Origin of the sequence: Streptococcus oralis, from assembly GCF_003943395.1 — a bacterium.
Taxonomy (GTDB): domain Bacteria; phylum Bacillota; class Bacilli; order Lactobacillales; family Streptococcaceae; genus Streptococcus; species Streptococcus oralis_BF.
In genome coordinates, this window is record NZ_RJPJ01000009.1 from 54,983 (window position 1) to 67,770 (window position 12,788).

12 protein-coding genes and 1 pseudogene are annotated in these 12,788 nt (G+C 41.6%); 9 read left to right on the plus strand and 4 right to left on the minus strand.

What is annotated here, in order from left to right; translation table 11 throughout:
* The 3 genes and pseudogenes from htpX to D8802_RS10355 form a co-directional block, all read left to right on the plus strand.
* On the plus strand, window positions 1-900 hold the full coding sequence (gene htpX, locus D8802_RS07720) for a zinc metalloprotease HtpX (protein WP_125395412.1): 900 nt from the start codon (window positions 1-3) through the stop codon (window positions 898-900).
* Between the two features lie 107 nt (window positions 901-1,007).
* Complete coding sequence (locus D8802_RS07725) at window positions 1,008-1,607, plus strand: CPBP family intramembrane glutamic endopeptidase (RefSeq protein WP_260468410.1); 600 nt, start codon at window positions 1,008-1,010, stop codon at window positions 1,605-1,607.
* A gap of 39 nt (window positions 1,608-1,646) precedes the next feature.
* A pseudogene (locus tag D8802_RS10355) lies at window positions 1,647-1,742 on the plus strand (zinc metalloprotease HtpX); the annotation flags it as partial.
* Between the two features lie 55 nt (window positions 1,743-1,797).
* On the opposite strand, the gene D8802_RS07730 reads toward D8802_RS10355, so the two are convergent.
* On the minus strand, window positions 1,798-3,357 hold the full coding sequence (locus D8802_RS07730; RefSeq protein WP_125395413.1) for an ATP-binding cassette domain-containing protein: 1,560 nt from the start codon (window positions 3,355-3,357) through the stop codon (window positions 1,798-1,800).
* Window positions 3,358-3,689: 332 nt separating this feature from the next.
* The gene (locus tag D8802_RS07735; RefSeq protein ID WP_125395414.1) at window positions 3,690-4,019 is read right to left on the minus strand and encodes a helicase BlpT; all 330 of its coding nucleotides are present in this window, start codon (window positions 4,017-4,019) and stop codon (window positions 3,690-3,692) included.
* 168 nt (window positions 4,020-4,187) lie between these two features.
* Between D8802_RS07735 and D8802_RS07740 the strand changes: the two genes are divergently transcribed.
* The 6 genes from D8802_RS07740 (at window position 4,188) to carB (ending at window position 11,881) form a co-directional block, all read left to right on the plus strand.
* On the plus strand, window positions 4,188-4,730 hold the full coding sequence (locus D8802_RS07740; RefSeq protein WP_125395415.1) for a YceD family protein: 543 nt from the start codon (window positions 4,188-4,190) through the stop codon (window positions 4,728-4,730).
* Window positions 4,730-5,359 (plus strand): endonuclease III, encoded by a 630-nt coding sequence (gene nth, locus D8802_RS07745; protein WP_125395416.1) that lies wholly within the window; start codon window positions 4,730-4,732, stop codon window positions 5,357-5,359. Before D8802_RS07740 ends, nth begins: the two co-directional genes overlap by 1 nt.
* A gap of 208 nt (window positions 5,360-5,567) precedes the next feature.
* A complete protein-coding gene (gene pyrR / locus D8802_RS07750) occupies window positions 5,568-6,089 on the plus strand; it encodes a bifunctional pyr operon transcriptional regulator/uracil phosphoribosyltransferase PyrR (protein WP_001259298.1) in 522 nt (173 codons plus the stop codon).
* Between the two features lie 21 nt (window positions 6,090-6,110).
* Window positions 6,111-7,034: an aspartate carbamoyltransferase catalytic subunit gene (locus tag D8802_RS07755; protein WP_001293859.1), complete on the plus strand. Its 924-nt coding sequence runs from the start codon at window positions 6,111-6,113 to the stop codon at window positions 7,032-7,034.
* Window positions 7,035-7,083: 49 nt separating this feature from the next.
* Complete coding sequence (locus tag D8802_RS07760; RefSeq protein WP_000746720.1) at window positions 7,084-8,166, plus strand: carbamoyl phosphate synthase small subunit; 1,083 nt, start codon at window positions 7,084-7,086, stop codon at window positions 8,164-8,166.
* A 538-nt stretch (window positions 8,167-8,704) separates the two neighbouring features.
* A complete protein-coding gene (carB, locus tag D8802_RS07765) occupies window positions 8,705-11,881 on the plus strand; it encodes a carbamoyl-phosphate synthase large subunit (protein WP_125395417.1) in 3,177 nt (1,058 codons plus the stop codon).
* A 126-nt stretch (window positions 11,882-12,007) separates the two neighbouring features.
* Here carB and D8802_RS07770 read toward each other — a convergent pair whose 3' ends face one another.
* Complete coding sequence (locus D8802_RS07770) at window positions 12,008-12,361, minus strand: type II toxin-antitoxin system RelE/ParE family toxin (protein WP_125395418.1); 354 nt, start codon at window positions 12,359-12,361, stop codon at window positions 12,008-12,010.
* Window positions 12,351-12,635: a type II toxin-antitoxin system RelB/ParD family antitoxin gene (relB, locus tag D8802_RS07775; protein ID WP_125395419.1), complete on the minus strand. Its 285-nt coding sequence runs from the start codon at window positions 12,633-12,635 to the stop codon at window positions 12,351-12,353. The genes D8802_RS07770 and relB overlap by 11 nt, the downstream gene beginning before the upstream one ends.
* Window positions 12,636-12,788 lie beyond the last annotated feature (153 nt).

Consider the following 12,788-nt stretch of genomic DNA (forward strand, 5'->3'; position numbering starts at 1 on the left):
ATGTTGTTTGATCAAATTGCGAGCAATAAACGAAAAACCTGGATTTTGTTGCTGGTTTTCTTCCTACTCTTGGCCTTGGTTGGTTATGCTGTTGGCTATCTCTTCATGCGTTCAGGTCTTGGTGGTATGATTATTGCCTTGATTATTGGTCTTATCTACGCTCTGACCATGATCTTTCAATCGACAGAGATTGTCATGTCTATGAATGGGGCGCGTGAGGTTGATGAACAAACAGCACCAGACCTCTACCATGTAGTGGAGGATATGGCTATGGTCGCTCAGATTCCCATGCCACGTGTTTTCATCATTGAGGATTCTTCTTTAAATGCCTTTGCAACAGGTTCGAATCCGCAGAATGCAGCAGTCGCAGCCACTTCGGGTCTTCTGGCTATCATGAATCGTGAGGAGCTAGAAGCTGTTATGGGTCATGAGGTCAGCCATATCCGAAACTACGATATCCGCATTTCGACCATTGCTGTTGCCCTTGCCAGTGCCATTACCCTTCTGTCTAGTATGGCAGGTCGTATGATGTGGTGGGGAGGTGCAGGTCGCAGACGAAGTGACGACGATCGTGATGGAAATGGTTTAGAGATTATCATGCTTGTCATCTCTCTCTTAGCCATTGTTCTGGCACCTCTCGCTGCAACCTTGGTGCAACTAGCTATTTCCCGTCAGAGGGAATTTTTGGCGGATGCATCTAGTGTGGAGCTGACCCGCAATCCTCAAGGGATGATCAATGCGCTGCGCAAGTTGGACAATAGTGAGCCGATGCATCACCATGTTGACGATGCCAGCAGCGCTCTTTATATCAATGATCCTAAGAAAGGTGGCGGACTACAAAAACTCTTTTATACCCACCCACCTATCTCAGAGCGAATCGAACGCTTGAAACAAATGTAAAAAAATCCAGAGGTCGTCTCTGGATTTTTGCTTTTAGTATTTCGCTTTTAACTTGTTATCTTACCAAAAAATAGTATAATATATGTAATTCTATATAATTGAGGTGAATGATGTATAAGCGCTGGATGACGTTTTTCTTGATTTTGATTTTTATGCCGATTCATTTGAGTATAGCAGAGAAAATCATGCGAACAAATTCATTAACGTTATCAATCCTTTTTACCCTTGTTGAACTTGCAATATTTTTATATGTAGGAAAAAAGTATGACTTATTTCACATTCGGAAAATCTACCTAAAAGATATTTTTAAATGTTTTCTTTCATACACCTTGCTTTTTCTGTTTTATATTTTGGTCAATTTTTTAGGCCCTACCCAATCAGAGACAACTCAAGCTGTGCAAAGTTTATCACTTTCATGGTCTGTACTTTTTGTGGATCTCTGTGTTTTGGCACCTGTCACGGAAGAAATCTTTATGCGAGGTATGTTACAGGGGATAGTATTTAAGAATACATATTTTGCCTTGTTTGCCACATCGCTTCTTTTTGCTTATCTGCATGGTCCCTATACTATTCCTAGCTTTATCACCTATTTAGGTATGGGATTTGCATTTGGGATAAGGTATAAGACTTCTGACAACCTATGGAATTCCATTCTTTTACATGTCCTCAATAATCTGGTTGCATTTTGCTTTTTGTATATGAGATAATGCTACATTAGAATGCTTTGAGCTGTAAGATAGTAAAGAATGATTTCTAGCTTATACAATTTAAACAAAAGCCAGAGCATAATCTGTCACGTAGATGATGCCAGCAGCGCTCTTTATATCAATGCTCCTAAGAAAGACGTATGTAAAAAAATCCAGAGAAGTCTCTCTGGATTTTTGCTATGTTCAACATTTATAAATCTTGTAAAGCAACAACTTCCAAACCATTTTCTGTCAAACAATAGATACTCGTACAGACCTCTTTTAAGAAGCGTCTGTCATGCGAAACAGTGATCAGACCACCAGGATAAGAGGCAAAGAGTTTTCTGATTTCAGGTTGAGAAGTAGGAGAAAAATTTCGTGTAGGCTCATCCAGAAGGAGAAAGTTTGGTTTGCGTAACACTAAATCCAAAAGTAGGAGTTTGCCCTGTTGACCACCAGATAAGGAGCGAATTTGGTGCTGCATTTCTGGATAGCTGAAATTGAGACTGGCTAAGTGAGATTGGATTTTCTGTAGTTCCTCTTTTTGTCCAGTTTGGCTGAGGTATTCTACTGGGGATAAATCTAATTGCAGTTTTTTATGGTAATCTTGTGGCATAAAACCAAACGAAACCTCTCTTTTGGCGCTTAGTTGTTGCTGAAACTTGGCTAACAGAGTTGATTTTCCAACACCATTTGGGCCGATGATACCAATTTTATCTTGACCACGGACAGTTAGTTGTAACTCCTGAGCTAAAACGCGCTCGCCAATGGATAAATTTTCCTTTTCCAGTTGGATTAAGACTTTAGAAGCCGATAATGGTTGGATATCTGAGAAGAAGAGTTGGATTTGTTCTTCTTCAAGTGGCTTTTGGGTCATGGACTGAGCTTCCTTTTCAAAGCGTTTTTCTTGAGAGAGAACATTTTTCATCTTTTTAGCCAATAGGCGACCGGCAACATCATTTTTAGTGTTACGTAAGGCAGTTTCTACATTTTGTTTGACTCGGCGATGCTTTTCCATGGTTTTATCATAGGCTCTCTGGTCGTTAGCAGCTTGCTGGCTTTGTCTGGCAAAACTAGCCTTTCTCTGCTCACTGTAGCGATCATAGTCTAAATGCTCTACAAGCGTTTCCGCTTCTTTCCGATGCTTGACCAGTCGCAAGTGGACAATAGTATCTGCCGTATGAGAAAGAAAGTCTTCATCATGGGAAATGAAAATAACAGTTTGCCTAATCTTTTGAATCTGACTTTTTAGCCAATCAACCGTTTCAAGGTCTAGGTCATTTGAAGGTTCATCTAAAAATAGAATCTCAAAAGGCTTTGCTAACTCGTGGATGAGCTGAATTTTCAAAGCTTCGCCCCCTGATAGACTGCCAATTTCTTGGTCGCTGGCAAAACGGTCGCTATCAAAGTGCAACTCCTCCGCCAAACGATAAAGAATGCTGTAGTCTAAATCAGCAGAATCCAAAAAGAAGTAGTCGTGAAGAGATCTTTTTTTCAGGTCCTCAGCTAGCTTTTGAGGAATGTAGGCCAGTGATTGACAATCAGAATGGATATCGCCCTTGATAGTAAAATCAGGTAATGCTTCCCCCATTAAAGCTCGTAGTAAGGTCGATTTGCCGTTTCCCTCTTCGCCGATAATAGCAACCTTTTCCCCGTCTTGGATAGTCATGGTTAGGTCAGATACAAGATCTCGTAGATCTTTGTTTTGCGTGATGGTCAGGTGATTGATTTTTATCATATTGTTGCCCTTTCTAGAATGTCCATAGTGCATAACAAAAAGCTCTACTTTACCTAGTAGAGCCCAAAGTCACTGTCAAAAACTCTATTATCCTCGTTGAAAAGCTCGTCAAACTAGCTTGGAGCTGACTAACCCAACCCAAGAGGAGCATAGCTTTCTAGTTTTTTGATTTTCAATGAGGATAAAGTACCAGAAAATCCAGTACAAAAAGAGCACACAAAAAGAGACAAAAACAAGATCTACTAAATAAAGTTTCTTTATTTGATAGACTTAGTTGTTCATGTCTCCCTTACCTCCGAGTATTAGTACCTCTATCCTATACCTTTAAGGAAATTTTGTCAATAGAAAATCCAAAATTCTAAAATCTAAAATCCAAAAACAGGTCCATAGAGAGTCAATACGTGTTTGACATGTTCGTAGTGGAACTTGTCATAGTTGCGCCAAGCAGCACGAGCTTGATCGTTTAGTTTTAGGCTACCCAGTCCAATCAGAAGACTGGTACGTTGGTAAAATTTCTCAAGGTCGATTAAGATACTGTTGTCCAGCTTTTCTGCTTTTTTTAGTTCCTTAAGAGTAGTGTTCAGCAGCTCTTGCAGTCGAAGATCATCGGCTGTTCCTTGTTTGCAGCTTTGGTAGCTTTTATTTAACTCGGAAAGGAGTTGGTAAGCTTCAGTGATGAGTGCTTTGTCTTCCATGTGAGCATCCTCCTTGCTCTTATGTATTCTTGCCTATAGTATAGCACTAATAGGAAAGTTTGTCATAGTAAATATGTTAAAAAATGAGATTTTAATATCAAAGTTTGGAAGGCTGACTTGTAGCCTTTTCATGGTATAATCAAGTGAGTACATCTTTATGGAGGAAATATGAAGTTAAACATTCAAGAAATTCGTAAGCAGCCTGAAGGCCTGAATTTTGAACAAGCTTTAGACCTGGCAGCAGACTTGCGTAAACGAAATCAAGAAATTTTAGATGTCAAAGATATCCTTGCAGTGGGAAAGGTGCAGTATGAAGACCGTATGTATTTCCTAGATTATCAGTTATCTTATACCATCGTTCTTGCTTCCAGTCGCAGTATGGAGCCAGTTGAATTGGCTGAGTCATATCCAGTGACAGAGCTCTTCATGGAAGGAGCAACCAACCAACTGGATCAAGAAGTTTTAGACGATGACTTGGTCTTGCCTATCGAAAATGGGGAAATCGACCTTGCTGAGAGCGTTTCCGATAATATCTTGCTAAACATTCCAATCAAGGTCTTAACGGCAGAAGAAGAAGCTGGCCAAGGTTTTGTGTCTGGAAATGACTGGCAAATCATGACTGAGGAAGAATACCAAGCCCAACAAGCAGTCAAGAAAGAAGAAAACAGTCCATTTGCAGGCTTGCAAGGACTATTTGACGGAGACGAATAATGGTTTTGTCAAAAAAACGAGCGCGAAAGGTGCTAGAAGAAATCATTGCCCTCTTCCCAGACGCCAAACCCAGCCTTGATTTTCGCAATCATTTTGAACTCTTGGTTGCGGTCATGTTGTCAGCTCAGACGACAGATGCTGCTGTCAACAAGGCTACGCCAGCCCTCTTTGCAGCTTTTCCAACGCCTCAAGCCATGTCCGTAGCGACTGAAAGTGAAATTGCTTCACACATTTCTCGTCTGGGACTTTATCGAAACAAGGCCAAGTTTCTCAAAAAATGTGCCCAACAGTTACTAGACGATTTTGATGGTCAGGTTCCTCAGACTCGCGAGGAATTAGAAAGTCTAGCAGGTGTTGGACGCAAAACAGCTAACGTAGTCATGAGTGTGGGCTTTGGAATTCCAGCCTTTGCAGTGGATACCCATGTTGAACGTATCTGCAAACATCACGATATCGTCAAAAAATCAGCTACGCCACTTGAAGTAGAAAAACGTGTCATGGATATTCTGCCACCAGAGAAATGGTTGGCAGCCCATCAAGCCATGATTTACTTTGGACGGGCTATCTGTCATCCAAAGAACCCAGAATGCGATCACTATCCCCAATTATATGATTTTAGTTCGTTATAAGATAAAAATTTTTTGTTTTTTTCTTGCATTGATCCTTTCTTTGTGATATAGTAATAACAATAAAATATTCCTTTAAACCTGTCCCGTGAGGCAGGCAAGGAGTCGGATCAATAGATAGCAGAAGTCTATACTCTTTACAGTAGAGCTGGCTTGGCTATACATTCTGAAGTCTCCTTGTTAAGGAGACTTTTCTTTTTGGAGGTTTGTCATGAGGACAAAAGAAGTTGTAGACGAATTGACCGTCAAACGAGCGATTACTCGGATTACCTACGAGATTATTGAGCGAAACAAAGATTTGAATAAAATCGTTTTGGCTGGTATTAAAACGCGAGGTGTCTTTATCGCTCGCCGTATCCAAGAACGTTTGGAACAGTTAGAATCTCTTTCAGTTCCAGTGGTAGAACTGGATACCAAGCCTTTCCGTGACGATGTCAAAAGTGGAGAAGATACCTCTGTAATCTCTGTTGATGTGACAGATCGGGAAGTCATCTTGGTGGACGATGTACTCTACACTGGTCGGACTATCCGAGCTGCTATTGACAATATTGTTAGCCATGGTCGCCCTGCTCGTGTGAGTTTGGCAGTCTTGGTTGATCGTGGTCATAGAGAACTTCCAATCCGTCCGGACTATGTTGGAAAAAACATCCCAACCAGTCGTTCTGAAGAAATCATCGTAGAGATGACAGAACTAGATGGACAAGACAGAGTACTAATCACAGAACAAGCCTAAAACACTAAAAGGAGTAAAAAAATGTCAGAAAATCAACAAGCTTTGCAACATGTCGTTTCAATGGAAGATCTTACTGTAGAACAAGTAATGAAATTGATCAAACGAGGAATCGAATTTAAAAACGGAGCGAGTGCTTCTTATGAGGAACAGCATATCGTTTCCAACCTTTTCTTTGAAAGTTCAACTCGTACCCACAAATCCTTTGAGGTAGCAGAACTGAAACTTGGACTTGATCTTTTGGATTTCGATGTAAAGACCAGTTCAGTGAATAAGGGTGAAACACTCTATGACACGATCTTGACGCTTTCTGCACTAGGAGTGGATGCCTGTGTCATTCGTCACCCAGAGGTGGACTACTACAGAGAATTGATTGCTAGCCCGACCATCACAACTTCGATTATCAATGGTGGGGACGGTTCAGGGCAACACCCTAGTCAAAGTTTGCTTGATTTGATGACAATTTATGAAGAATTTGGACATTTTGAAGGTCTTAAGGTGGCTATCGCTGGCGACCTCAACCACTCACGGGTAGCTAAGTCTAATATGCAAATCCTTAAACGCTTGGGAGCGGAGCTTTACTTTGCAGGTCCTGAGGAATGGAGAAGTGAGGAGTTTGAACATTACGGTCGCTTTGTATCAATTGATGAGGTGATTGATCAAGTAGATGTTATGATGTTTCTTCGTGTGCAGCATGAACGTCATGAAATTGTGACAGGATTTTCAAAAGAAGACTATCATAACCAGCATGGTTTGACACAAGAACGCTATGACCGCTTGAAAGAAAAAGCAATCCTTATGCACCCAGCTCCAGTCAATCGTGATGTGGAAATCGCTGATCACTTGGTAGAAGCACCGAAATCACGTATTGTTCAGCAAATGACCAACGGTGTCTTTGTCAGAATGGCAATTTTAGAATCTGTGTTGGCCTATAGAAAAGCAAAATAAGGCACAAAGCGTTAAAAGATGTCTGAGAGCATCAACGAGAGGTGAGTAGATGAAAAAACGACTTCTAGTATTAGAAGATGGTACAGTATTTGAAGGCAAGGCCTTCGGAGCAGATATTGATGTAACAGGGGAAATCGTCTTTAACACAGGGATGACTGGTTACCAAGAATCCATTACTGACCAGTCTTACAATGGACAAATCTTAACCTTTACCTATCCTTTGGTGGGAAATTATGGAATTAACCGTGACGACTACGAGTCAATCACTCCTACCTGCAAGGGAGTAGTAGTTTTTGAAGAAGCGCGTAGAGCCAGCAACTGGCGCAATCAAATGACCTTGGATGAATTCTTGAAAGCCAAGAAAATCCCAGGTATCTCAGGAATTGATACCCGGGCTTTGACAAAAATTATCCGTAAGCATGGTACCATGCGTGCAACCCTTACGCATGTTGGTGATACGATGGACCATATCATAGACCAGCTCCAAGCGACAGTTCTACCGACAGATAATATCAAGCAAGTCTCTACTAAGACAGCTTATCCTGCTCCTGGAGTTGGATTGAGTGTCGTATTGGTAGACTTTGGACTTAAACACTCCATCTTACGCGAACTATCTAAGCGTAACTGTAATGTGACCGTTGTTCCATACACAACAACAGCAGAAGAGATTCTCCATCTCCATCCTGACGGAGTCATGTTGTCAAACGGTCCAGGAAATCCAGAAGATGTTCCTCAGGCACTGGATATGATTCGTGGTGTGCAAGGGAAGATTCCAATCTTTGGTATCTGTATGGGACATCAACTTTTTGCTATGGCAAATGGTGCTAAGACCTACAAGATGAAGTTTGGTCACCGTGGATTTAACCACGCGGTGCGTGAAATTGCAACAGGCCGAGTAGACTTTACTAGCCAGAACCATGGTTATGCAGTTAGCCGTGAGGATTTGCCAGAGCATTTGATTATTACCCACGAAGAAATCAATGACAAGTCAGTTGAGGGTGTGCGTCACAGATACCAACCAGGTTTCTCTGTGCAATTCCACCCAGATGCAGCTCCAGGACCGCACGATGCAAGCTATCTCTTTGATGAATTTATCGAAATGATGGAGTCGTTTAAATCTGCTAATCGCTGATATAATAAACTCTGTCAGAGACTTGTCGAACAAAAAGGCAAGTCCTTTCTTTTAGTTGAGCAATGAGATGCTGAAAATTTTTACACTTGATTTATTATTGAAAAATCATCGGAGAATTTATGTAACTGAACACGGACGGAAAGCTCGGAATTTAGAGAAACCAACTTGGATTGTCAATCCTTCCTTGGTTTCCTAAAATTCAATCGCTTTCTATTCGTCCTTTGTATCTTATTTAATGTCGCTCTGTGAGGCGACGAATAGAAAGGCAGGTCGTTTCTTTTAGTCGCTATTAGGCGAACTAAAAACTCCCTGCACTAGATTTTTTACCGAAAAATATCGTTTCGCTAAAAATCGTCGGAGAATTTATTTAATGACAACCTGAGAGTTGCCGAATAGAAAGGAGAAGGGTGGTCCGTATTTGCTAAACTGAATACGGGCTACGGACGGCGCTAAAAAGATAGTTATTTCTAGAACTGATAGTTCTTCGTCATAACTCCTATTTTAGCTTTGTCCGCTTGACGCCCTTAATATCTTATAAATGCCTAAACGTACTGATATTCAAAAAATTATGGTGATTGGTTCTGGTCCGATTATTATTGGTCAGGCTGCTGAGTTTGACTACGCTGGAACCCAGGCTTGCTTGTCTTTGAAAGAGGAAGGTTATGAGGTTGTCTTGGTGAACTCAAACCCTGCAACCATCATGACGGATAAGGAGATTGCAGACAAGGTTTATATTGAACCGATTACACTTGAGTTTGTGACACGTATTCTCCGTAAGGAACGTCCGGATGCTTTGCTTCCAACTCTTGGTGGGCAAACAGGGCTCAATATGGCCATGGAATTGTCTAAAAATGGTATCTTAGATGAGCTTGGTGTCGAACTTCTGGGTACTAAATTGTCTGCCATTGACCAAGCTGAGGACCGTAACCTCTTTAAACAATTAATGGAAGAGCTTGAGCAACCAATCCCTGAATCTGAAATTGTCAACACAGTGGAAGAAGCTGTTTCCTTTGCGGCATCAATCGGCTACCCAGTTATCGTTCGTCCAGCTTTCACACTTGGTGGTACTGGTGGTGGTATGTGTGCCAACGAGGAAGAATTGCGTGAAATCGCTGAAAATGGGTTGAAACTGTCACCTGTTACCCAATGTTTGATTGAGCGTTCCATTGCAGGTTTCAAGGAAATCGAATACGAAGTCATGCGTGACTCAGCTGACAATGCCCTTGTGGTTTGTAACATGGAAAACTTTGATCCTGTTGGGATTCACACAGGGGATTCCATTGTATTTGCCCCTGCGCAAACCATGTCAGACTATGAAAACCAAATGCTACGTGACGCGAGTTTGAGCATTATTCGTGCCCTCAAAATTGAAGGTGGGTGTAACGTTCAGCTGGCCCTTGATCCGCATAGCTTTAAGTATTACGTCATCGAGGTAAACCCTCGTGTATCGCGTTCTTCAGCCCTTGCATCTAAGGCGACGGGTTATCCGATTGCCAAATTAGCTGCCAAGATTGCCGTTGGTTTGACCCTAGATGAGGTCATCAACCCAGTTACAGGTTCAACCTATGCCATGTTTGAACCAGCCCTTGACTATGTCGTTGCCAAGATTCCGCGTTTCCCATTTGACAAGTTTGAAAAAGGTGAGCGTCGTCTTGGAACTCAGATGAAAGCGACTGGAGAAGTCATGGCCATTGGTCGTAACATCGAGGAATCTCTTCTAAAAGCCTGTCGTTCACTTGAAATTGGCGTTCACCACAATGAAATGCCTGAACTTGCATCTGTTTCGGATGATGCCTTGATTGAAAAAGTTGTGAAAGCCCAAGATGACCGTCTCTTCTACGTATCAGAAGCCATTCGCCGTGGCTACACACCAGAAGAAATTGCTGAATTGACCAAGATTGATATCTTCTATCTGGATAAACTCTTGCACATCTTTGAAATTGAGCAAGAATTGGGTGCCCATCCACAAGATCTAGAAGTCTTGAAAACAGCTAAACTCAATGGATTTTCAGACCGTAAGATTGCTGAACTCTGGGAAACGACAGCTGACCAAGTTCGCCAACTACGTTTGGAAAATAAGATTGTTCCAGTCTATAAGATGGTCGATACCTGTGCGGCAGAATTCGACTCTGAAACACCATACTTCTATTCAACCTATGGATGGGAAAATGAGTCTATCAAGTCGGATAAGGAATCCGTCCTAGTCTTAGGTTCAGGTCCAATCCGTATCGGTCAAGGGGTTGAGTTTGACTACGCAACAGTTCACTCTGTTAAGGCTATCCAAGCAGCTGGCTATGAAGCGATCATCATGAACTCAAACCCAGAGACCGTTTCTACGGACTTCTCTGTATCTGACAAGCTCTACTTTGAGCCATTAACTTTTGAAGATGTCATGAATGTTATCGACTTGGAGCAACCAAAAGGCGTTATTGTTCAGTTTGGTGGTCAAACAGCTATCAACCTTGCAGAGCCCTTGGCAAAAGCAGGTGTGACCATTCTTGGTACACAAGTTGCTGACCTAGACCGTGCCGAAGACCGTGACCTCTTTGAGCAAGCTCTGAAAGACTTAGATATTCCACAGCCACCAGGACAAACAGCAACTAATGAAGAAGAAGCTGTGCTTGCAGCTCGCAAAATTGGTTTCCCAGTCCTCGTTCGTCCATCTTATGTCTTGGGTGGACGTGCCATGGAAATCGTTGAAAACGAAGAAGATCTTCGTTCTTACATGCGTACCGCTGTTAAGGCCAGTCCAGACCACCCAGTCCTTGTTGATTCTTACATCGTTGGGCAAGAGTGTGAAGTTGATGCCATCTCAGATGGGGAAAATGTCCTCATCCCTGGTATCATGGAGCATATCGAACGTGCTGGTGTTCACTCAGGTGACTCAATGGCCGTTTACCCTCCACAAACCTTGTCTCAAAAGGTGCAGAAAACAATCGCAGACTACACCAAACGCCTAGCAATCGGTCTTAACTGTCTTGGTATGATGAACATTCAGTTTGTTATCAAGGATGAGAAAGTATACGTCATTGAAGTAAACCCTCGTGCAAGTCGTACGGTTCCATTCCTTTCTAAGGTAACCAATATCCCTATGGCACAGGTAGCAACTAAGCTCATTCTTGGGCAAAGCCTTGAAGAACTTGGCTACCAAGATGGCCTTTATCCAGAAAGCACTCGCGTTCATATCAAGGCGCCAGTCTTCTCCTTTACGAAACTAGCTAAGGTAGACAGCTTGTTAGGTCCTGAAATGAAGTCAACAGGGGAAGTCATGGGTTCTGATACAACTCTAGAAAAAGCCCTCTATAAAGCCTTTGAAGCTTCTTACCTACACTTGCCAACCTTTGGAAATGTAGTCTTTACCATCGCAGATGATGCCAAAGATGAAGCCTTGGCCTTGGCTCGTCGTTTCCAAAATATCGGTTATGGTATCCTTGCGACAGAAGGGACAGCAGCCTTCTTTGCTAGTCATGGACTTCAAGCCCAACCTGTTGGTAAGATTGGTGACGATGAACAGGATATCCCAAGCTTTGTTCGCAAAGGGAAAATTCAAGCGATTATCAATACTGTTGGAACCAAACGAACTGCTGACGAAGATGGTGAGCAAATTCGTCGTTCAGCCATTGAACACGGTGTGCCACTCTTTACAGCCCTAGATACAGCTAATGCCATGCTCAAGGTGCTAGAAAGCCGTAGTTTTGTCACAGAAGCTATTTAATCAAGAAAAAAGAATCTGAGAACTATTTTGTCTCAGATTCTTTTATAATTATTTGATACCGTATTATTAAACCAAGATGGTACCAAAAATTAAGGTTTCGGAGCTTATAAAATTAAGAAAGTTGTCTCAATCAGTTTGGCTTTTTTTATTGACTTTTTGTAACAAAGTAACATAGTCACTTTTAGTGTGGAATAGGTGAGATAAAAAAACAGTGTTTCGATTTTGGTCAATGAAGTAAAGTAAAATATATTGGTCAATAATTTTTCCTCGTGTGGGATACTTGCTGTTAATCTTTACTCCGATTTTCTCATCAGCGTCAAAACCTGCTTCAGGAAAGATTTCTAAACTTTTTAAGCTGTCTAAAATTTTAGCCACAGTATTTTTGGCAGATTGAGGGGATAGAAGTACCGTAGCTATATAGTCGTGTATATTGTCGATAGCTTCCTCGACCTCTTTTGAAGCAATCACTTTATAAGCCATAGCGTACCCTCATATCGTCTAGGGAAGTTCCTTCGCCTGCCTCGTATTCTCTCAAGGCACGTTCAGATTGGGCTTGTAATTCTTCAATCAACTGTTCTCTATGTAGATCTTCGGCCGTCTTAATAGGCAAATCTTGCTCCAGGACTATTTGCTCCACAAATAAAGAAATAGCATCTGTCATTGTCATCCCCTTTTCCTTGATAATGGCTCTAGCTTGCTCCATAGTGGCTTTATTCAGTTCAAAATTGTATTGTTTCGATAAATTTATAGCCATGATATATCTCCAATATATACGTTATAGATTGATTATATACTAGATATAGATTTTAATCAAGAAAAAAAGGCTTCAACCCTGTTTTGGTTGAATTTATAGCTGATGAAAAGCAAGGTTTTATTCCTTTCCTGATTAACAAATCAGGAGCAGAAG

Bases quoted from the DNA above. Each gene is read 5' to 3' on its own strand.
- D8802_RS07730 (WP_125395413.1), bottom strand. From the start codon at position 3,357: ATGCACTATGGACATTCTAGAAAGGGCAACAATATGATAAAAATCAAT.
- D8802_RS07740 (WP_125395415.1), top strand. From the start codon at position 4,188: ATGAAGTTAAACATTCAAGAAATTCGTAAGCAGCCTGAAGGCCTGAAT.
- htpX (WP_125395412.1), top strand. From the start codon at position 1: ATGTTGTTTGATCAAATTGCGAGCAATAAACGAAAAACCTGGATTTTG.
- D8802_RS07770 (WP_125395418.1), bottom strand. From the start codon at position 12,361: ATGGCTTATAAAGTGATTGCTTCAAAAGAGGTCGAGGAAGCTATCGAC.
- D8802_RS07735 (WP_125395414.1), bottom strand. From the start codon at position 4,019: ATGGAAGACAAAGCACTCATCACTGAAGCTTACCAACTCCTTTCCGAG.
- D8802_RS07760 (WP_000746720.1), top strand. From the start codon at position 7,084: ATGAAAAAACGACTTCTAGTATTAGAAGATGGTACAGTATTTGAAGGC.
- carB (WP_125395417.1), top strand. From the start codon at position 8,705: ATGCCTAAACGTACTGATATTCAAAAAATTATGGTGATTGGTTCTGGT.
- nth (WP_125395416.1), top strand. From the start codon at position 4,730: ATGGTTTTGTCAAAAAAACGAGCGCGAAAGGTGCTAGAAGAAATCATT.
- relB (WP_125395419.1), bottom strand. From the start codon at position 12,635: ATGGCTATAAATTTATCGAAACAATACAATTTTGAACTGAATAAAGCC.
- pyrR (WP_001259298.1), top strand. From the start codon at position 5,568: ATGAGGACAAAAGAAGTTGTAGACGAATTGACCGTCAAACGAGCGATT.
- D8802_RS07755 (WP_001293859.1), top strand. From the start codon at position 6,111: ATGTCAGAAAATCAACAAGCTTTGCAACATGTCGTTTCAATGGAAGAT.
- D8802_RS07725 (WP_260468410.1), top strand. From the start codon at position 1,008: ATGATGTATAAGCGCTGGATGACGTTTTTCTTGATTTTGATTTTTATG.